This window comes from Ruegeria sp. CH5, from assembly GCF_056537025.1.
The window spans coordinates 104,493-124,749 of the sequence record NZ_JBQFQT010000001.1 but is presented as its reverse complement, the minus strand read 5'-3'; the positions used below and the strand labels follow the sequence as shown (position 1 = coordinate 124,749).

The following is a 20,257-nucleotide window of genomic DNA, read 5'->3' as shown; positions in this document are numbered from 1 at the left end:
TAACAGGCAAAATGGTGACACCGAGACCGATGCGAAAGAGAAAGACAGGAAATCTGCTGACCGAGGTTGAACTGGAGTTCATGAACGAGCTCTGGGCACTTGGCGAAGGCTCGGTACGCGACGTGCTGGACCGGCTGCCGCCCGAGCGGAACCTGGCCTACACCTCGGGCGCGACGATCCTGCGTATCCTGGATGAAAAGGGATTTGTCCAAAGCCGCAAGAATGGCAAAACCCTGATCTACCGTCCGCTGCTTGAGAAGGACACCTATCAGGCGCGGTCGCTGCAGAACCTGTCCCGCACGTTGTTCGATGACACCCCGGCCTCGCTGGTGGCACGACTTGTCGACGACGCCGGCCTGACCGAAGCTGATCTGGAGGAAATTCGAGCACTGGTAGAGAGGAGACTGCAAAATGACAGCGGTTAAACCGGTTCTCGATGTATTTCTCGACCTGAACGTGGTGCTGGTTCTTTCAGCACTCATCTGGTTGTGCGCCCGCATGGCCGTGGCCCGAACGCGTCTGCGGCACGACTACATGACACAGCTGCGCGTGCTGAAGGTTCTTTGCGTCTGCGTCATGCTCAGCCCTGTTCTGGCCCTTGGGGTCACGGCAGCCGCCGGTTTTTTCTGGCCGGGTCAGGCCGTTTCCATCGGTGATATTGCGGTAGCGGCGTATTTGCGCGGTGAAATCGCGATGCCGGCCACACAATTCGAAGCTCTGCTGAACACGCGCGAACGTTGGGTCGACACGGTTCTGTCCGGACAAAGCGCCCTTGTGACGGCCGCGCTGGTGCTGCTGGCCCTGGCCGCCCTCCGGATGCTGGTCCGCACCGTCCGGGATGCGCTGGCGATCCGCGATACGGTGGTTTCCAGCTTCCTGTGGCGGCGTTCGGCCAACGTGGACATCCGCTTGTCCGATCGGATCACGGTTCCATTTGCCGTGCGCGGGGCGCGTCGTCGCCATGTCGTTCTGCCCAGCCATCTGTTGGACACCCCCCGTGAACTGCGATTTGCCCTGGCGCATGAATTGCAGCACGTTCGCGCCCGGGATGTCGAATGGGAGATTGCGTTTGAGGCCGTGCGACCGCTGCTGTTCTGGAACCCTGCCTACTGGGTTTTAAAATACCAGTTCAGCCGATTGCGCGAACTGGCCTGCGACCAGTCCGTCGTCACCCGGCGCGGGATCGACGCGCGCGACTATACCGATTGCCTGCTGAGCTATTGCGCCCGCACCGTCGCACAAGGCCGGCCACGGGTGTTGAACGTGGCGCTGGTCTCTGGTGGCAAGGCCAAACGGGTTCTGAAACAGCGCGTGATCGCGCTGGCCGATGCGCCCTCGTTCTCGGCGCCCTTGCCGGCAATGTTCCTGGGTTCGGCCCTGCTGTTCGCTGTATTGCTGGCCTTGGGCGCAGCCACGATCCGCCAGACTCAGGACTGGAGCCATGACCGGCTGATGCTGTCGACCGTCGTGAACCTTGAACGGCTCGAGGCACGCAATCAGGGCAACTGATCGGCGACGCCCGGATCTATCCTGTTGCTGGCCCGACCGCTGAACACGGGTCGCTCGAGCGGGCGGCCCAACGCTTGGACGTGCCGCCAGAGGAACACTGCCCAACATGCTCCCCAAGCCAGGGCCGCGGGCACGTCTGCAGAGGACGCCCGCAAAACCGCGGCAAGGCACAGCAAAGCATATCCAATACTATCGATCGCACTGGGGCGCAGCCGGCCGCAACGGCGCGCGACCGCACGGGCAGCTACGGCATAGATCGCGCAGCTGACCGCTCCGACCGTCAGAACGTGCAACGCATCATGGGCCGCCAGCAAGTCGGGGAAGTACAGCGAAGCCGCCAACAGGGACAGACCAGCGGGCAACCACGCAAAGGCAATATGAAGCATCGCCAGCAATCCATCCTGAAGAACTGCCGTTGAATGCCAGAGCCACAGACGCCCACCTTCGCACCCGGCGCAGATCACAAGAAGGACGCCGATAAGCGGACCATTGGCGACGGAAACAAGTCCGAAAAGCACCGCAGTCAAAGCCAGAGCTGCCGCCGAAGCGTCCCCCAATGCCCTCGCGCACCGAAACTTTTGCGCGGCGGTTGGGCTTTGGTGCGTCCAATTCCATGTGAAAGCAGCGATCATGCGCCCACCGACAACCGACACCAAAAGTGCAACGAGTAAAACTGTGGAGAAGGACGGCGCAGACCCAGCTAGAAAGGCAAGTTGGCAGATGGCCAGGAAAAGGGCGAAAAGCGCCTGAAGCCCTCCGGCAACCGCGGGCTCGCGCAGTGCAGCCCAAGCGAGACGACCGGCGAGAAAGAGCAAGAACGCCGTGCCCATTGGGACGATGAACATGGGTTCGCCCCCAAGCGCACCGATGGCGGCAAACCGGGACATCGCCCAAATCGCAAACAGCAACAATGTGCCGGTTGGCGAGACAGAATCGCCCCCCGACCAGCTGCGCATCGCCGTCAGCGAATAGCCCGCGAATGCCGCACCGACGAAGCCAAACAGCATTTCATGCGCATGCCAGGCGTACAGCCCCGGCAACGGCGACCAATGGATGATGAAATCCTGCCCCAGAAACAGGCCGCTCACCCCCAGAAGGGCAGCCGCCCCCGCCGCAGGAAACATGATCCGATGAGGCGAGGACAGCATGGTTTCCGATCATGCAAGGGACGCCTGGGCTATCCTGCGGTAGCCGGCCTGACCGTGATAGAACCCATTGCTGAACGGCGTATCCGCACAAACCTGCTGCAACCGGGCTTCGGCCGCCACGGTCGACATGCTTTGATCCAGCACCGCCCGGTAAACCTCGGCGACGGCGACCATGTCCACGGCCTGCGGCATCAATCGCAGATGGCTCACACCATCGGCAACCAGTTGGGGCAGTTCCTGCAGCAGGATCAGATACCCTTCGGATTGGGTCTGGATCCCGTTGATGCGCAGGATCGGCTGCTCATCCCTCGTACGCAGTGGCATCCCGTCGGGGTCTTCTTCGCAGACGAATTGGCAATTGTCCTTTGTCCGCCCGTGCGAGCGCGCGTGATAGCACCGCGCCGAAACGGCCAGCGACGCCCGGCCAAAGACCTGCACTTCAACCCCGAGACCCAAGTCGCGCGCCATTCGCGCCGCGACGGCGATCGAGGGCGCTGGCAACTCGGTGGGCAGGCAGACATGCGTCGCCCCCTTTGACGCCATCCAGCGGATTGTGGCCTCGTTATAGGCATTCATGAATGGGCCGATGCGATGCGGTCGCGTACCGCGTGCATACAGTCCCGCAGCGTTGTTGATTTCGATCTCGGGCGACTCCATCTCAGACAAGTCTTCGGTGGCCTTGCGCTCTCGCTTCAGCATCACTTCGGCCAAGGAGGACAAAATCACCTTTTTCCCCGCCCGTTCGAGCCTTTCGATGATGGACGGCAGGTCAGCCTCTTGAAAGGGCGCGCGTTTTGAACAGATGACCTCGCCCAGATAGACCTCATCCACCGGAGCTTCGTCGGCGACACGCGCATAGAAATCCCGGCGTTGGTCGGCCGGCCAGTGATAGGCGATCGGGCCCAATGTAAGTTTCGTCATCGTTTCACCGCCATTTCTTCGTGGCAAAAGCGCCTTGCGTCTGTTTCTGACCCTCGGTCAGTGCGACGAGGTTCCCGATATCCGCTTCGCGACCCGCCCGGATATCGTCGACAGCGTTTCGAAATGCAGACACCACGGACCGGACATAACTCTTGGACCTTTGCCGCCCTTCGATCTTGAACGCATGCACCCCGGCATCGATCAACTCAGGCAGAAGGCGGGCCAGGTTCAGGCTGATCGGTTCCTCGAACGCATAGTACCCGTCCGGACGATGTGCGACCTGATAGCGGCCTTTGCAAATCGTCGGATAACCGGCCTTCTCATCTGGCCCGAACCGGTCGATGGTAAAGCCAGCCAACCTCGATGACATCGAACCATCGGCATCGCGCACGTACTCCACGTCGGACGCCGGCGAACAGACGCCATCGAGGTTCGTGGACTGCCCGGTCAGATAGTTCGTCAGGCTGCAGCGCCCTTCGACCATCAGACCGTGATTTCCGAAGATGAAGGTTTCGATCTCACAGGGGATTTCTTTTCGGATCTGCTGGATTTCGGGGATGGTCAAAATACGGGGCAGGACCACGCGTTTGACACCGAAATTCTCGCAATAGTAGCGGATCGCCTCGGGTGACGACGCTGCAGCCTGTACCGACAGGTGCAAGCGCATCTGTGGATGGGTTCGGGCGATGTAGTCGGCCACGCCCATATCAGCCACGATAAAGGCATCAACGCCGATCCGCGCACCGGTGTCGGCAGCGTGCCGCCAAAGGTCGACCTTGCCCGCCGGGGGATAAGTGTTGAGTGCCAGAAGGACCTTGGCACCCTTGGCATGGGCATAAGCGACCGCCTCCTCCAATTCCTGCGGCGTGAAATTCAGCCCCGGAAAATTTCGGGCGTTGGTGGCGTCCTGAAAGCCGCAATAGACGGCGTCCGCCCCGGCATCGACCGCTGTGCGCAGGGCAGCGGGAGTTCCGGCGGGGCATATCAATTCGGCGAGGCTCATGAAGCGGTCCCTCCTTCTACTTCTTGGTAATTTCGGCGCAACCGGGACAGGATCGCGCGGCCAGGCGGGCCGAACATGTCCGCAGCCTCCTGAGCGATGGATCCATCCATGTCGTCCAATGCATTGCGCAAACGGACGACGGCCTCGGTATCTCCTGTGATCTCCAAATCGCGCGAGAAAAAGGCCGCGTCGCCGTCCTGTTCCGCATCGACCAATTCCAACAGCAGCAGGAACCGCCCTCGAATAATGGCTGTAGCGTCAGGCAGCATCGACCGCGGCACGGCGCGAAAGCTCAGGTTCTGAGGATCTGGACGCAGATGCAGCGCGAACGGCAGCTCGATCGGGTCGATCAGGAAATCGGCGCTTTGATACGGGCCCAGTCGGGCGAACAGCGCAGGATGTTCCTGCGCGACCCTGCGGACCACCCGCGCGAGAATGGGCTGAACCGCCAAACAGGCCAAACGCGAAACGATTGCCTGTCCCGGTGGCCTTGGCCTGTTCGATGTCTGTGTTGGGCTCACCATATGCTGCATGTACTGCCTCATCCGTTTGGCTGTTGTATTTGTGCGGGTTCAACCCGGTGCCGCCGTGTTTCGGCCTTGTGCGATGGACGATCGGCACCATTCGCCCACAACGTCCTCAATGGGCGGCAGGAGTTTGGCGGTTCCACCGGCAAACTGATCGAAAGCGGCGCGATGGGTTTTGCTCACGCCGATCAGGACCGGAATATCCCGCGCCAAGGCCTCGGCAATGAGGGTGCGAAATCCGCGACCCTCGGCCTCGCTGAGTCCGAACTTGTTCAGCAGAACAATATCGCAACCGTCATCTTGCAACTGAGCGGTCGCGATGCCGACCACGTCTTCGATCGCACCCGCGTCCATGCGGCACGCGCCTGAGCCCGAACCCAGATCCTGCGTGATCCGGATGTCGGGACCATGCGGCAGCAGTCCAAGCGTTGTCTCACAAAACTGGGCGCCAATACCCGGAATGTTCACACGCAACGCTCCGAGCAAGCGCAGACCTTCTTCCTGCAATCGCGCGGCCACTGTCGCCAGCAAATGATCCGTTCCGCCTGCCTCACTGGCGTCGACACCTGCAAGAAGCATGATTGATCCCCTCTACCGTTCGAACCGTGGAAACAGGACCTGGTTTTCAAGCATCATGTGCCGGTCAAGATCCGCCAAAAGGTTCCGCAGCCCATCGTAAAGCCGTCGCCAAGACCCGCAGGCATGTGCGGGCAGTGTCAGCTCATGGGTGATATGCCGGATCAGAGCGATGCTCTCGGCGTGGCCATCGTGATCGGCGCGCATAACCCGGATCGGGTTTTCGATCCCTTCCATGCCGCCCATGCGCATGGCGGGAAACAGGACGATCTCCTCTTTTGCCATGTGCGTTTCCATTTCGGCCGCCAGTTCGGCCAGCGCGCGGACCAACCCTCGGGGGGCTTGGGGATCGTATCGGTGAACCAAGGCCACGCGTTCAGCAAGATGCTGAAGCTGTTCAAGCTCGGTCCGGTGTGTTTCGTGATACCGTGTGAGGATGAGATCAATCAGAGCGTCTGTCTCAAGATCAGCTTCGTGCATATCGAAGTTCGTCATGGTCCGTGCTTTCAGGGTTCACGACCCGAGCATCTCGAATCGGAATTTGATTTGCGCATTCTGTTTTGCTAATACGCATAGAAAATACCGATTGGAAAACGCGACCATGCGCCTCACCTCATTCACTGACTATGGTCTCCGCATTCTGATGCGGCTGGCTGGCAGCCCGGACCGCCCGTTTTCAACTGGCGAACTTGCGGATGAATTCAAGGTGTCACGCGCCCATCTCGCCAAGGTCATTTCAGCACTGGCCAATGCCGGATACCTCAAAACGCGACGGGGCGGTGGCGGCGGGGCTGTCCTGTCTCGCCCGGCGTCGGACATCCGCTTGGGCGACGTAGTGCGCACTCTGGAGACCGGGCAACCAATCGTTGAGTGTTTCTCGGCCGATGGCAGTGCGTGCACTCTGACTCCAAGCTGCCTTTTGAAGGATCGGCTGAAGCAAGCCGAGCAAGCGTTTTTTGACGACCTGAACCGGGCAACACTGGCTGATTGCATCTATCGCCCACCGTGGGAGATTTCGGCGGCGGAATAGCAGCCGGTCTGCCACTTCGGACAATTCGCCTGGGTTCTCTCAGAACTAATCAGGCTGCGACCACTGTTACCGTTGTGCTTAGACCGGTCAGATCAGATGCCCCCCCAATCTCGGCAGCGACGGTCAACCGCACGTCTCTGGAAATTCAGCCAGCTGTTTCTCCGGCGGACTTGCCTGATCCTCCGAATGTCAGACCGAAACTCTTGTGCGGAAAAATGCAGGTTGTAGTCTTGGCAGACTGGCCGGAGAGATCCCATTGGAACTGCAGAGACTCCTTGACGACGCCAAGGCGCTGATTACCGAGGCACAGCTGGATAATGGCTTCTGGCCCTGTGGTGTGCGGGACATGGTTCTGGCCCAGACGCGCCAATCCAAACGCCCGTCATGCTCGGTCGTTGAGCCCATGATCGGGCTGGTGCTTCAGGGCAGCAAGTCGGTGCAGTACGGAACCGAGCATGTCCGCTATGACGCGGGGGACGTTATTGTCGTGGGAAGCGCCCTGCCGATGGTCTCGGGCCTTGTAGATGCCTCGCCCGAACACCCCTACATCGCCCTATATCTCGGCATCGACATGCGCGTATTGCGGGGCGTCTACACCGACATGGGCGGCACCTCGCTGGACGATGCGGGTCCGGCCTTGGAAAGCGGTCAGGCCGACGCGGAAGTCATTGATTCATTTGCACGTCTTTTCCGTTTGCGCCGAGATCCGATAGCCGAGCAAACGCTGGGGACCGCCGCCGTCCGCGAGGTTTATTTCCGGGTTCTGCGCAGCGACAAAGGGCGCGCGCTGCGCCGTATCATCCGCGCGGACAGCAAGGCCAACCAGGTCGCCAAGGCAATCGCGCATATCCGCAAGGAGTACCGCTCGACGATCAAAGCCTCGGACCTTGCCGCGATCTCGGGCATGAGCGCATCGGTCTTCTATGACGCTTTCAAACGTGTCACGGCCAACAGTCCGCTGCAGTTCCAGAAAGACCTACGCCTGACCGAGGCCTTCCAACTGCTTCAGCAGACGGGAACGCCTGTATCGAGTGTTGCACATGCAGTTGGGTATGAAAGCCCGGCCCAATTCAGCCGTGAGTTCGCCAAGAAATTTGGCGTTCCGCCCCGAGAATTGACCCGGGATCACGTGACCTGAGCTGCACGCTTTGCTCTTGGATTTCGGAGAATCGAGCAAGAGTTGAGGAGGAAGCTCAGTGTTCCACCCGAGGCGGACAGGTTAGGTTCATCCATGATGCAACCGGGCGATGTTGCCCCCGAAATCGCAAGGATACCTGATGGCAGTCTCCGACCAAGTTCCTACAAATTCCGGATTTCACGCTAAAAGCACGGCGGCCGAAGTGCTGGCCGATATTGACCTGACCGGAAAGACCGCAATCGTAACCGGTGGCTACAGCGGCATTGGCCTCGAAACCGTCCGCGCCCTTGCCGACAAGGGGGCCGCGGTGATCGTTCCCGTACGGTCGGAAGCCAAAGCGCAAGAGAGCCTGGCGAGCGTGGGTGGCAACGTCAGAACCGCACCGATGGACCTGGCGGATCTGGGATCAGTCCGACGGTTTGCCGAGACGGTATCCAGCGACCTGCAAAACCTGGATCTGCTGATCAACAACGCCGGGATCATGGCGTGCCCCGAGGCCCGTGTTGGACCCGGTTGGGAATCCCAATTCGGTATCTGCCATATGGGCCACTTTGCCCTGACCAAGTTGCTGCTGCCGCTTTTGGAGCAAACGCCGGGCGCGCGGGTCGTTGCTCTTTCCTCGACCGCACACAAGATTTGCGACGTGCATTGGGATGATATCCAGTTCGAAAAGAAGGACTACGACAAATGGCAGGCCTATGGCCAAGCAAAAACCGCAAATGCGTTGTTTGCCAACGCCCTGTCCCGCCGTTTGGCAGAGACCGGCGGTTTGGCGTTTTCGGTACACCCCGGTGGGATCTTCACCCCTCTTCAACGGCACCTGCCGAAGGAAGAGATGATCGCACTGGGTTGGCTGAACGAGGATGGCGAGCCGTCCGCATTGGCCAAGGAGGGTTTCAAGACGCCCGAACAGGGCGCGTCAACAACGGTTTGGGCGGCGACTTCGCCAAAGCTGGTTGGCAAACCAGGAGTGTATTGCGAGGACGCCGACATTGCTGCCCCGACCGACCCCAACAGCCCGACGGCCCGATATTTTGGGGTCAACGCACATGCCTGCGATGACGCATCAGCCGAAAAGCTGTGGGACATAAGCGAACGGTTACTGCAAGAGGCCTGATACCCACGCAATCCGGTCGGGATGATCCCGGCCGGACTACGCTTCTTAGGGATAAGGCAGCGCCAAGTTTTTAGACCGCAACTTCGCCCCCTGGCCCTCTGCGCTGCCGGTCCCGGCCCGGGCTGGACCTCAACGGTTCAGGCCAAAGCCTGCTCGGGCGCAGGATCGGCGATCAACAGTTCGACATCTGCCACGCTCAGCGCCACAGCCAACTGGCTTGGCGGGACCGTGTCGACGATCAACGTGTCCAAATCCGACAGTTCACACACTTTGTGCAACTGCTTCTGATTGAACTTCTGGGCATCCAGCAGAAGATGGCGTTCTGCAGAACGGCCCAGCATCGCGCGTTTGACGGCGGCGATATCACCGATCGGCTCGCTGGGGCCATCATCGGACAATCCCGACGCGCCGATCATGCAGCGATCGACGTTGAACCGGCCCAGAAACTCCAGCGTTTCGTAACCAACGACGGCAGCCTCGGCGGCAAGATAAGCACCGGGGCAAACAATCACCTCGGCCGCGCTGCCGCCCAGTGTCACGGCCACCGGAATAGAATTCGTGATGACAGTGCAACGTATGTCGCGATATGCCAATGAGCGCGCCAGTTGAGCGGTTGTCGAGCCCGAGTCGATCATGACCGTCTCACCTTCACGCACAAGGCCAGCGGCGGCGTTTCCTATCCGCTCGCGTTCGGCAACCCGGGCCGCATTGCGCTCGTCCAGGCTGAGATAATGCCCTTGCACCGGCGCCGACGCGCCACCGTGCGCACGCGCAATCAGGCCGTCTTCGGCCAGCGCGTCAAAATCCCTGCGGACGGTCTCGGTGGATACGTCGAAACTGCGGGCCAGATCACTGATGCGCACGTGCGGGCGCAGCTTGAGCTCAAGCAGGATACGTCGGCGACGATCGGACTTTTTCAGCCGATCCCGCCCTTTCTTGCTGTGTTTCTGACGCGTTTTGGCCTTTGACATCCTATTGCCCCGGCTAGACGACAATCAACTTTTGTGGCGTTTGCCTCATTTTTGCAAATATTTTGTTGCATTACCCTCAAACTGGTGATGAAAATCGTCGGACTCACCCCATTGTGGAAGGCAAAATGTTGGCCATGCAACGGCGCAGCGCAAACAAGGTATCGAACGCATGATCGTGCTGGCCACCCATCTGGCGGCCGGCGTCGCCCTGCTTTTGTGGTCTGTCCGGTTGATCCGGACCGGAGTGGAGCGAGCGTTCCTGCCCGAGTTGAAACGCGGCCTGAAAATCCTGTCTGAAAACCGAATGTCCGCTGCATTGGGTGGCGGTATGGCAGCGATGCTTATGCAAAGCTCGACTGCAGTTGCATTGATCGGAGCCGGATTTGCGGTATCGGGTATGCTCGCTCCACCCTCGGCCCTTGCGCTGCTGCTGGGGGCGGAGGTGGGATCCGCCTTGATGGCAAAGGTGCTGACCCTTCCCGTCCAGGCGGTGATGCCATTCGCATTGCTGGTCGGCGTCGTGGTGTTTTTGAAAGCCGGACGACGGCGGACGAAACAAATCGGGCGCATCATCATCGGTTTTGCCCTGGTGCTGTTGTCGCTTGGGATGATCCGCGAAGCCACAGTGCCAATCGGGGCCAGCCCAATCGTTCAAAGCATTGCCGCATATTTTCAAAGCGACTTGATCAGCGCCTATGTGGTCGGCGCAATTCTGGCGTGGCTCATGCATTCCAGCCTGGCCGCGGTGCTGACCTTTGCCACATTCGCGGCGTCAGCGCTGGTCGGCGGCACGGTGGCCGCCGCACTGGTCATCGGTGCCAATCTCGGTGGCGCCGTGATCTCATTCGCCCTGCTCTGGTCGCAGGAGCGCCCGGCCAAGTTGGTCGTCCTGGCCAACCTGGTGGCTCGGGCCTGTGTCACTTTAGTGGCGCTGGCCCTGCTGCTGACCGGCGTGCTGCACATATCCGTGTTCGGCACAGCGCCCGGTCAACAGGTGGTGATGCTGCACATTGCGATGAATGTCGCCCTTCTGGTCGTTGCGCTGCCGTTCACCAACCTGCTGATCCGGTTGGCGGACGCGTTCGTTCCCCGCCACTCCAGCATCACCGCCGACAACGTGACCGCATTGGACCCCAGTGCTTTGGACCACGTGCCTCTGGCGCTGGCCTGCGCACAGCGCGAACTGCTGCGCATGGCTGAAACGGTTCAGGCGATGCTGGTGCCAACCATTCATCTGTTCCGGAACTGGGACCCCGAACTTGCCCGCACCATCGAATTGCGGGAGAACGATGTCGACCGCATGCATTTTGACATCAAAATCTACGTCTCGCGTCTGCGGGAAGGCGATCTGACACCTCAGCAGGAGAAAAAGACACTCGAGCTGGTGTCGATGGCCAACAACCTTGAAGAGGCCGCCGACCGGATCGCGGTCAACCTTGTGGCCCTGGCGAAGAAAATGGCTGACGAGGGCATCACATTTTCCAAGGAAGGTCTGACCGACATTGAACAATTCCACGATCAGATCACAACGAACGGCCAGTTGGCTCTGAGCATTCTGACCACCGGCGACGCTGAGGCGGCCCGCCAATTGGTCGCCGAAAAGGATCGCATCCGGATCGAAGAGCAATACCTGCAGGAGCGCCACCTGAAGCGCCTGCAAAGTCGGGGTCCGGCCAGTATCGAGACGACCAATATCCACCAGGAGACGCTGCGCCTATTGAAGCAAATCAACGCGGCGCTGGCCTTTGTGGCCTACCCGATCGCCGAGGAGACGGGAGATCTTCTGGAAAGCCGCCTGGCCAAACCGCGCATAATCTCGGACGCACCTTAGTCACGGCAATCTTCGGATTGTACTTTTAAAGACCGGCAGCCAAGGCTCCCGCCCTTCCGTGAGTACAAGGCTTTCTGGCTTCCTGAACCCGGCAGAATTGACAGTTGGCCCCACTCACATGCTATCGTCATATCAGAATGTTATGACATAAATCCGTTTCTTTGAATTCGAAGCTGTTGAATTGGGAGGTTCTCATGCTGCGACTCTACGTCTGTTCAATGCTGCTGACACTCGGCCCGGCAGGCGTTCTCGCCGACGCTGTGCCGACCAAGGAAGCTGCAGAGGGAACCTTTGCCGAGCGTCCGTTCTCGCCCTATGCCAACCGGACATTTCCGGAGCGCCCTCTTTGGGGGGACACGCACCTGCACACAGGGTTGTCACTGGACGCCGGAACGTTCGGGAACACGCTGCTGCCGGATGACGCCTGGCGATTTGCGAAAGGCCAACAGGTCATCTCGTCGACCGGACAGCCGGTTCGGCTTGCGCGCCCACTGGATTGGATGGTTCTCACGGATCACACCGACCTGATGGGGTTTGCCCCGGACCTGCAGGCCGGAAAGCCGGGGGTGTTGGCACATCCCAAGGGTCTGGAATGGTACGAAGGATACTCTGCGGGCGGGGACGAAGCTGCCAAGGCGGCGTTCGACATCATTTCCAATTTCTCGCAGATGACCCTGCCGGAAGACCTGCTTGAATCATACAGCCCCGGAGCGGACGCCTTTGCGTTTACCTGGGAACATATCGTGATGGCCGCAGAACGGCACAACGACCCGGGCAATTTCACAGCGTTCATCGGTTTCGAATGGACCTCGGTGCCCAAGGGATTCAACCTGCATCGAAACGTCATGCTGCGCGATGGCCCGATCCGTGCGCTGCAGATGGTGCCGCCGGTCACGCAGCCGCCCTATGGGAATACGGATCCGAAGGCACTTTACGAGTGGCTCGAAGAGTATCAGGCCAAGACCGGAGGCCGTGCCGTTGCCTTCGCGCATAACGGCAATCTGTCGAACGGCTGGATGTTCCCGACCGAAGACACCTATCACGGCGGCAAGGTGGATGAGGAATACGTACAGAACCGCGCCAAGTGGGAACCGCATTACGAGGTCACCCAGATCAAGGGTGACGGCGAAGCCCATCCCTATCTCAGCCCCGACGACCCATTTGCCGACTATGAAAACTGGGATGTCGGGAACCTCGATATCTCCGAGCTGAAAACCGATGACATGCTGGCCGGCGAATACGCGCGCGAGGCGCTGAAGCGCGGGCTGATGCTTGAAGAGAAATTCGGCGTGAACCCCTACAAGTTTGGCATGGGCGGCGCGACGGACAGCCATACGTCGCTGGCAACGGCCGAGGAAGACAACTATTTCGGCAAATCCGTAAGCGCCGAGCCGTCGGCCACACGCGTTCTGCACCCGTTTGTCGAAAGCGATCTGGGCGCCTTTGAGGGGCATACGCTGGTCGCATCGGGCTATACCGCAGTCTGGGCGTCCGAGAATACGCGCTCGGCCATTTTCGACGCGTTCAAGCGACGCGAGACATACGCCACGACCGGGCCTCGCATCGGGCTTCGTTTCTTCGGCGGATGGGATTTCGATGAGTCCGACCTGCTGACGCGTCTGGTGGCCGATGTGGGATACACCAAAGGGGTGCCGATGGGCGGCGATCTGCGTCCGCCCGAGGGCGAAGGCGCACCGACCTTCCTGATCGGCGCACTGCGTGACCCCGTCGGCGCAAACCTTGATCGAGTTCAGGTCGTCAAGGGCTGGTTGGATGCAGACGGCGCGCTTCAGGAAAAGGTCTACAACGTGGCCTGGTCGGACGATCGTGCGCTGGATGCAAATGGCAACCTTCCCGAAGTCGGCAATACCGTCGATCTGGATACCGCCAGCTGGAGCAACTCGATCGGCGCATCGGAATTGGTGACCGTTTGGACGGATCCCGACTTCGATCCCGACGCGCGGGCATTCTACTACGTGCGGGTTCTCGAAATCCCGACCCCGCGCTGGGTGCTGTACGACAAGCTTCGTTTTGGAATCGATCTGCCGGCCGAGGCCCAGCTGATCCATCAGGAACGGGCGTATTCTTCACCGATCTGGTACACGCCTGCCAGCGAATGAACCAAGACCGAAACCGGGGGCGCGGGATCGCGCCCTTGGGCCGGGGTCGTTGCAGCAACATCTTCACCCCAAGTTGAAATCGGCGATTTGACATGACGGGCCGTTGGGATCAACGATCGGGTATCGAATTGCCAGCAGGTCAGATTTTTCATGCGCTTTTACAAAGAACCGCTGTTCCACTTCATTCTGATCGGGCTGGCCATTTTCGGCTGGTTCTATCTTGTATCCGACGAGGCCGAGCCCCCGGTAGAGGCCGAAACGATCACAATTGACAGCGACGACATCGCGCTTTTGAGAACACGGTTCGAGGCCAGCTGGAAACGCCAACCCACCGACGCCGAGTTGCAGGCGCTGATCGATTCCTGGACCCGCGAAGAAATTCTTGTGCGCGAGGCCCGAAAGCTGGGCTTGGACCGTGGTGATCAGGTGATCCGGGCCCGCCTTGCCCGAAAAATGGAGTTTCTGACCACCGCAATTGCGTCCTCAGTCGCCCCCGAGGAGGCTGTTCTAGAAGAGCATCTGGCCCAGAACGCAGACCGCTTCACGACCCCCACCCTGATCGCGTTTGATCAGGTCTATCTGGGTGATGCCCCAGACCCGGACGTTGTCGACGATACTCTGCAAGCTTTGAACGGTGGCGCAGATTGGTCCAGCCTTGGTGTTTCGTCCTTGCTGGCGCGGTCGATGCCACTGACAGCCGCGGGTGCAATCGACACAACCTTTGGGCGCGGATTTGCGTCACAGCTTGACAGAAGCGAGCCGATGATCTGGGTCGGTCCGATCAACTCGGGATACGGGCAACATCTTGTCCGCGTGACCGAAGCAAAGCCCGGTTATCTTCCGCCGCTCGCCGAGATTTACGACTCCGTTCTGAACGATTGGCGCAGGGCGACGGCTCAGGACTTGGCGCAGGCTCAATACGAAAGCCTCGCCGCCCGGTACCGGGTCGAGACACCCGAATCCAAAGAGGGCGGCTCGTGAAGACGGTCTTCTTTGTTCTGCTGGCCTTTTGGCTGGGCATGGTTCCACAATTCGGCCGAGCACACGCGCTTGACCCCGGCTATCTGGACCTGAACGAACTGGCGCCGGGCACCTGGAGAATCCTCTGGCGTATTCCCGACGTGAACGGACAACCCATGGAGATCGATGCGGTTCTGCCCGATCATTGCGCGCCGGCACATGGCCCGGCGCCAACAGCGGAAAACCAGGCCTGGGTGTCTTCTTGGATTGCAGAATGTGATGCCGAAATCGCGGGCCATGTTGTGGCCATAGACGGGTTGGAGCGTCAGCAGAACGATGTCTTGCTGCGCGTTCGACCGCTGAATGCTGAACCCGTGACGCTCAGATTTACGCCTGATGAGGCCGAATTGACGGTCCCTGCGGAGCCTACGATCTGGTCGGTTTTTGGCAGCTACTTCCTGCTTGGTTTCGAACACATTCTGGGAGGCTGGGACCACCTGTTGTTTGTCTTTGCGCTTTTTGTTCTGGTGCGGAACCCATGGCGGTTGGTCGGTGCGATCACCGCCTTCACAGTCGCGCATTCGCTGACGCTGGCAATGGCGACGCTTGGGTTTCTCAACGTGCCCGCCGGCCCCGTCGAAGCCGTCATTGCATTGTCCATCGTATTCCTTGCTTTGGAAATCCTGAGGCACAAAGAGGGCGAACTGCGGTTATCCGAGCAATACCCGTGGATCGTTTGCTTCAGTTTCGGCCTTCTGCACGGGCTCGGCTTTGCCGGTGCTCTGGCTGAAATCGGCCTGCCCTCGCAAGAGATCCCCGCAGCGCTGCTGGCTTTCAACATCGGCGTCGAGGCTGGTCAGCTTGCCTTTATCGCAGTGCTCGCACTTCTGATTGCGATGTGGCGCCTTATCGCGCCACGGAACGCCGATTGGGTGACCCACTTGGCCATCCCGGTGACAGGCTATGCCATCGGGTGCATATCGCTCTACTGGCTGATCGAGCGTGTCAACGGTTTCTGAGCGCCTAAGCGGTCAATTCACAGATCTTTGCATTCCGGCACGGCGGTCAGAACCGATCCGTCCTTGAGATGCTGCAACAGATTGTCCACCGTCAGATCACCCATGGCGGCACGCGTTTCGACAGTAGCACTGCCCGCATGCGGCAACAGAACCACGTTTGGCAACTCGCGCAACGCTTGTGGAACGCGAGGTTCATCCTCGAAAACATCCAGCCCTGCCCAGCCAAGCGCACCGCTTTGCAGCGCTTCAATCAAAGCCGCCTCGTCAACGACGGACCCTCGGCTGACATTGATTAGCGTGCCCCCGGCCCCCAACGCCCGCATCACTTCGGCGTTGACCAGCTTGTTGGTCGACGGCCCGCCCGGTGTTATGCAAATCAACACATCCACGTGTTTGGCCATGTCGACCAGATTGTCGAAATACCGGTATGGCACATCCTTGGGACTGCGGGTGTGATAAGAGATTTCGGGCGACCACGGCGCCAGTTTGTCTGCAATCGCCTGGCCGATACGGCCAAGCCCCAGAATTCCAACCTTTTGATTGTCGGCTGATCGGGTCAAAGGGGCATTGCCTTCTGATTCCCACCGGCCCGATCGGACGTATTCATGGTCGCGCACAAGCTCTCGGTAGCAGGCCAGCATAAGCAGAACGGCGGTGGTTGCGACCTCGTTGTTGAGCACATTCGGGGTGTGCGTTACGACAACTCCACGAGCTGCAGCAGCCGTTGCATCGACTGCATCATATCCAACCCCATAGACGCTGATCATCTTCAGGTTCGTCAGTTGGGCCATCAGGTCGGGCGGCACGCCGTCATGTCCGTTCGTGACCACATGTGTGATGCGCGCGGCATCAAAATCGTCCAAGTGGCGAATATCGAATGCGGTGGACAGCCGCTCTTTCATCCGGTCGGTAATCCCGCCGATCTGCAACAGCTCAGTCATCCTGACTGACCTTCTGCCGCTGCGTGCCCAGCCCGTCGATCCTCAGTTCCATCACGTCGCCCTTCTTCAAATAGACCGGATCGGGCTTGATACCCATGCCAACTCCGGGCGGTGTGCCCGTCGAAATCACGTCACCGGGATGAAGGGTGAACAACTGGCTCAGATGCTCGATGATCTCGGCAACGGTAAAAATCATCGTCGCCGTGTTTCCAGTCTGCATCCGCTGTCCGTTCACATCCAGGGACATGCCCAGCGCCTGAGGATCGGGAACCTCATCGCGGGTGACCAACCACGGACCGGTCGGACCGAACGTGTCGCAGGACTTCCCCTTGGTCCATTGTCCGGTCAGTTGCGTCTGGAAATGCCGCTCGGACACATCATTGACGATGCAATAACCGGCGACATAGTCCAAAGCATCAGCCTTGGAGACGTATTTCGCCGTTTTGCCGATCACCACACCCAACTCGCATTCCCAATCCGTATGGGTGGACCCGCGCGGCATCACAACGTCATCATAAGGCCCCACGATGGCGGAGTTTGCCTTGAAGAACAGGATCGGATGCTTGGGAATATCCGCGCCCGTTTCGGCAGCATGGTCCGAGTAGTTCAGTCCGATGCACAGAAATTTGCCGATCTTGCCAACGCAAGCTCCGATCCGCGGATCCCCTTCAACAATCGGCAAGCTTTCGGAATCAATTGCGCGCAGCCTGTCCAGCACGGCGTCGCCCAGCGTTTCACCGGTGATATCGGTGACATGGGCGGACAAATCCCGCAATTGACCCGCAGAGTCGACCAACGCAGGCTTTTCCGACCCTGCGGCTCCGTAGCGAACAAGTTTCATTTCGGTTCCTTTTAGTGATTGTCCCGCGGCAGGAATTGCCGCGCGATGTCCCTGAATTTGTCGGCGCCCTTCAGCGTCATGCCGCGATCCAGACGATCGACCTTCTCGCGGAAGATCTCCTGCCAGGGTGACTGGTCGGGCGGGACCGAGTAGCCACCTGCGGCTTCCAGTTCGCGGGCACGTTCATGCAGCTCCTCCAGCGGAACAAGCATATCCGCCGTCCCTTTGCCCAGATCGATGCGCAGCCGGTCGCCGTTTCGCACCAGCGCCAGCCCGCCGCCTTCGGCCGCCTCGGGCGAGGCGTTCAGGATCGACGGGCTTCCGGAAGTGCCGGACTGGCGCCCATCACCGATGCAGGGCAGCGCTTCGATCCCCTTTTTCAACAGGTATGAGGGCGGCCGCATGTTCACTACCTCGGCCGCGCCCGGGTAACCTTTGGGCCCTGCGCCGCGCATGATCAGGATACAGTCTGCGTCGATGTTTTCTGCCGGATCATCGATGCGGTGATGAAAGTCTTCAGGCCCGTCAAACACGACCGCTCGGCCCTCGAAGGCATTGGGGTCATCCGGGTTCGACAGGTAGGCATCGCGGAAAGCGGACGAGATCACCGATGTCTTCATGATCGCGCTTTCGAACAGGTTGCCCGAAAGGTTGATGAACCCGGCCTGATGCTTGACCGGATTCCTAACCGGCTTGATCACGTCGTCGTTCAGCGACCGGCGTGTCCCGCAGTTCTCGCCCATCGACTGGCCGTTGACCGTCAGTGCATCGGGGTTGGGCAGCAATCCGGCATCAATCAACTCACCGACCACGGCAGGGACACCGCCGGCGCGCTGGTAATCTTCTCCAAGGTATTTTCCGGCCGGCTGCATGTTGACCAGCAGCGGTACGTCGTGACCCAGGCTTTGCCAGTCATCGTTGTTGAGAGGAACGCCAAGATGCCGGGCGATCGCATTCAAATGGATCGGCGCGTTCGTCGATCCACCGATCGCCGAGTTGATGACGATCGCATTTTCAAATGCCGCCCGGGTCATGACATCGCTTGGGCGCAGATCCTCCCACACCATCTCGACGATGCGCTTTCCGGTTTCATAGCTGATCTGCCCGCGTTCCCGGTACGGGGCCGGTATCGCGGCGGACCCGGGCAGTTGCATTCCCAAGGCTTCGGCCAGCGAATTCATCGTGGTCGCTGTTCCCATCGTGTTGCAATAGCCAACCGAGGGCGCCGAAGCCGCTGCGATTTCCATGAACTCATCAGTGTCGATTTCACCGGCGGCCAGGTCTTCCCGAGCCTTCCAGATCACAGTTCCCGACCCTGCGCGCTCGCCCTTCCACCAGCCGTTCAACATCGGGCCGACGGACAGAGCGATTGCCGGGATATTGACGGTGGCAGCCGCCATCAACAGCGCCGGCGTGGTCTTGTCGCAACCGATGTTCAGCACCACGCCGTCGATCGGGTAACCAAACAAGCTCTCGACCAGCGAAAGATAGGCCAGATTGCGATCCAGCGAGGCAGTCGGCCGCTTACCCGTTTCCTGAATCGGGTGCACCGGAATTTCGATGCACGTGCCACCGGCCGCGATGATCCCGTCGCGCACACGTTTGGACAATTCCAGGTGGTGGCGGTTGCAGGGGCTGAGATCGCTACCCGTTTGCGCAATGCCGATGATTGGCTTGCCGGATTGAAGCTCGGCGCGGGTCAGGCCGTAGTTGAGATACCGTTCCAGATACAGCGCGGTCATCTCGAGGTTCTCCGAGTTCATGAACCATTTCCGCGACCGCAGATCGTCCTTTGTTATCTTCGTCATTGGCCTGACCACCCCCCATCGATTATGTGTGTATGTCCTGTGGTGAAAGCACTCTCATCGCTTGCCAGGTAGACGACCAGTGCCGCTATTTCTTCCGCCTTGGCGACGCGGCCCATGGGTTGGCGAGCCACGAACTGCGCCATGGCCTCTTCCCTGCTGCCCAGCTCTTGGGCCAAGGCCTCGACCCGATCGCGCCAACTGGGGCTGTCGACCGTTCCGGGGCAGATGCAGTTGCAGCGAATGCCCTTTGTGATGAAATCAACCGCAACCGATTTCGTCAGCCCAACAACCGCAGCTTTGGTCACGCCATAGACAAAGCGGTTGGGCGCGCCGATGATCGACCCCAGAGCGGAAGACATGTTGATGATCGAGCCGCCGCCCCGTTCGATCATCCCCGGCAGCACAGCCTTCGTTGTGCGCATCATGGACCGCACGTTGAGGTCCATCGCAAAATCCCACTCCTCATCAGTGGCGTCCAGGATGGTCCCGTGATGCACGAAGCCCGCACAGTTGAACAACACGTCCGGATTTGCCCGCTCAACCCCCTGAGAGACGCTGGCGTCATCGGTGACGTTCATCTCGAAAATTTCGATATTTTCGAGATTCTCGGACCGAATCGAAGAAAGGTTTTCGAGGTTGATATCCGTCGCAAACACCTGCGCCCCTTCGCGCGCCATTGCGATTGCGCTGGCACGACCGATACCCTGTCCGGCAGCCGTCACAAGGACGCGCTTCCCCACAAGTCTTTCTGACATATGTAAAATTTACCTTTCACTACTTGCGATCAAACACCACGA

At 59.9% G+C, this 20,257-nt stretch carries 20 protein-coding genes; 9 read left to right on the top strand and 11 right to left on the bottom strand.

What is annotated here, in order from left to right:
• Window positions 1-29: 29 nt before the first annotated feature.
• Together ACR0JC_RS00580 and ACR0JC_RS00575 are read left to right on the top strand one after the other, a co-directional pair.
• The gene (locus ACR0JC_RS00580) at window positions 30-425 is read left to right on the top strand and encodes a BlaI/MecI/CopY family transcriptional regulator (protein WP_170339764.1); all 396 of its coding nucleotides are present in this window, start codon (window positions 30-32) and stop codon (window positions 423-425) included.
• Complete coding sequence (locus tag ACR0JC_RS00575; RefSeq protein ID WP_170339766.1) at window positions 412-1,509, top strand: M56 family metallopeptidase; 1,098 nt, start codon at window positions 412-414, stop codon at window positions 1,507-1,509. Before ACR0JC_RS00580 ends, ACR0JC_RS00575 begins: the two co-directional genes overlap by 14 nt.
• Here ACR0JC_RS00575 and ACR0JC_RS00570 read toward each other — a convergent pair.
• From ACR0JC_RS00570 to ACR0JC_RS00545, 6 genes are read right to left on the bottom strand one after another with little or no spacing between them, the layout of a single operon-like run.
• Window positions 1,497-2,657, bottom strand: coding sequence for an NnrS family protein (locus tag ACR0JC_RS00570; RefSeq protein ID WP_170339767.1), 1,161 nt, complete (start codon window positions 2,655-2,657; stop codon window positions 1,497-1,499). The two genes, ACR0JC_RS00575 and ACR0JC_RS00570, sit on opposite strands and share 13 nt — an antisense overlap.
• Before the next feature lie 9 nt (window positions 2,658-2,666).
• Window positions 2,667-3,578 (bottom strand): ubiquinone anaerobic biosynthesis protein UbiV, encoded by a 912-nt coding sequence (ubiV, locus tag ACR0JC_RS00565; RefSeq protein WP_170339769.1) that lies wholly within the window; start codon window positions 3,576-3,578, stop codon window positions 2,667-2,669.
• Between the two features lie 4 nt (window positions 3,579-3,582).
• Window positions 3,583-4,581 (bottom strand): ubiquinone anaerobic biosynthesis protein UbiU, encoded by a 999-nt coding sequence (gene ubiU, locus ACR0JC_RS00560; protein ID WP_170339771.1) that lies wholly within the window; start codon window positions 4,579-4,581, stop codon window positions 3,583-3,585.
• On the bottom strand, window positions 4,578-5,105 hold the full coding sequence (gene ubiT / locus ACR0JC_RS00555) for a ubiquinone anaerobic biosynthesis accessory factor UbiT (protein WP_170340083.1): 528 nt from the start codon (window positions 5,103-5,105) through the stop codon (window positions 4,578-4,580). Before ubiT ends, ubiU begins: the two co-directional genes overlap by 4 nt.
• 48 nt (window positions 5,106-5,153) lie before the next feature.
• Window positions 5,154-5,687 carry a DUF2478 domain-containing protein gene (locus ACR0JC_RS00550; RefSeq protein ID WP_170339773.1) on the bottom strand — a complete coding sequence of 178 codons (534 nt, stop codon included), beginning with the start codon at window positions 5,685-5,687 and terminating at the stop codon, window positions 5,154-5,156.
• A 12-nt stretch (window positions 5,688-5,699) separates the two neighbouring features.
• Entirely contained in the window at window positions 5,700-6,179 is a 480-nt protein-coding gene (locus tag ACR0JC_RS00545; RefSeq protein WP_254430713.1) for a hemerythrin domain-containing protein, read from the bottom strand.
• 106 nt (window positions 6,180-6,285) lie between these two features.
• On the opposite strand from ACR0JC_RS00545, the gene ACR0JC_RS00540 reads away from it, so the two are divergent.
• From ACR0JC_RS00540 to ACR0JC_RS00530, 3 genes are all read left to right on the top strand, one after another.
• Window positions 6,286-6,714, top strand: coding sequence for an RrF2 family transcriptional regulator (locus tag ACR0JC_RS00540; RefSeq protein ID WP_170339775.1), 429 nt, complete (start codon window positions 6,286-6,288; stop codon window positions 6,712-6,714).
• A 256-nt stretch (window positions 6,715-6,970) separates the two neighbouring features.
• Entirely contained in the window at window positions 6,971-7,852 is an 882-nt protein-coding gene (locus tag ACR0JC_RS00535; RefSeq protein ID WP_170339777.1) for an AraC family transcriptional regulator, read from the top strand.
• 139 nt (window positions 7,853-7,991) lie between these two features.
• Complete coding sequence (locus tag ACR0JC_RS00530; RefSeq protein WP_170339780.1) at window positions 7,992-8,969, top strand: oxidoreductase; 978 nt, start codon at window positions 7,992-7,994, stop codon at window positions 8,967-8,969.
• 137 nt (window positions 8,970-9,106) lie between these two features.
• Here ACR0JC_RS00530 and ACR0JC_RS00525 read toward each other — a convergent pair whose 3' ends face one another.
• Window positions 9,107-9,940 carry a DeoR/GlpR family DNA-binding transcription regulator gene (locus ACR0JC_RS00525; protein ID WP_170339783.1) on the bottom strand — a complete coding sequence of 278 codons (834 nt, stop codon included), beginning with the start codon at window positions 9,938-9,940 and terminating at the stop codon, window positions 9,107-9,109.
• Window positions 9,941-10,109: 169 nt separating this feature from the next.
• On the opposite strand from ACR0JC_RS00525, the gene ACR0JC_RS00520 reads away from it, so the two are divergent.
• The 4 genes from ACR0JC_RS00520 (at window position 10,110) to ACR0JC_RS00505 (ending at window position 15,870) form a co-directional block, all read left to right on the top strand.
• Complete coding sequence (locus tag ACR0JC_RS00520) at window positions 10,110-11,771, top strand: Na/Pi cotransporter family protein (RefSeq protein ID WP_170339786.1); 1,662 nt, start codon at window positions 10,110-10,112, stop codon at window positions 11,769-11,771.
• 194 nt (window positions 11,772-11,965) lie between these two features.
• Window positions 11,966-13,891 carry a DUF3604 domain-containing protein gene (locus tag ACR0JC_RS00515; RefSeq protein ID WP_254444167.1) on the top strand — a complete coding sequence of 642 codons (1,926 nt, stop codon included), beginning with the start codon at window positions 11,966-11,968 and terminating at the stop codon, window positions 13,889-13,891.
• A gap of 150 nt (window positions 13,892-14,041) precedes the next feature.
• Complete coding sequence (locus ACR0JC_RS00510; protein ID WP_170339788.1) at window positions 14,042-14,872, top strand: peptidyl-prolyl cis-trans isomerase; 831 nt, start codon at window positions 14,042-14,044, stop codon at window positions 14,870-14,872.
• The gene (locus tag ACR0JC_RS00505) at window positions 14,869-15,870 is read left to right on the top strand and encodes a HupE/UreJ family protein (protein WP_367647288.1); all 1,002 of its coding nucleotides are present in this window, start codon (window positions 14,869-14,871) and stop codon (window positions 15,868-15,870) included. Before ACR0JC_RS00510 ends, ACR0JC_RS00505 begins: the two co-directional genes overlap by 4 nt.
• Window positions 15,871-15,887: 17 nt before the next feature.
• On the opposite strand, the gene ACR0JC_RS00500 is transcribed toward ACR0JC_RS00505, so the two are convergent.
• Genes ACR0JC_RS00500 through ACR0JC_RS00485 form a run of 4 tightly spaced genes read right to left on the bottom strand, consistent with a single transcriptional unit; the run spans window position 15,888 to window position 20,215 of the window.
• Window positions 15,888-16,811, bottom strand: a complete 924-nt coding sequence (locus ACR0JC_RS00500) for a 2-hydroxyacid dehydrogenase (protein ID WP_170339790.1) — start codon at window positions 16,809-16,811, stop codon at window positions 15,888-15,890.
• Window positions 16,804-17,652 (bottom strand): fumarylacetoacetate hydrolase family protein, encoded by an 849-nt coding sequence (locus ACR0JC_RS00495; RefSeq protein ID WP_170339792.1) that lies wholly within the window; start codon window positions 17,650-17,652, stop codon window positions 16,804-16,806. Before ACR0JC_RS00495 ends, ACR0JC_RS00500 begins: the two co-directional genes overlap by 8 nt.
• A gap of 11 nt (window positions 17,653-17,663) precedes the next feature.
• Window positions 17,664-19,460, bottom strand: a complete 1,797-nt coding sequence (locus ACR0JC_RS00490; protein WP_170339793.1) for an IlvD/Edd family dehydratase — start codon at window positions 19,458-19,460, stop codon at window positions 17,664-17,666.
• A complete protein-coding gene (locus ACR0JC_RS00485; protein ID WP_170339795.1) occupies window positions 19,457-20,215 on the bottom strand; it encodes an SDR family oxidoreductase in 759 nt (252 codons plus the stop codon). Before ACR0JC_RS00485 ends, ACR0JC_RS00490 begins: the two co-directional genes overlap by 4 nt.
• Window positions 20,216-20,257 lie beyond the last annotated feature (42 nt).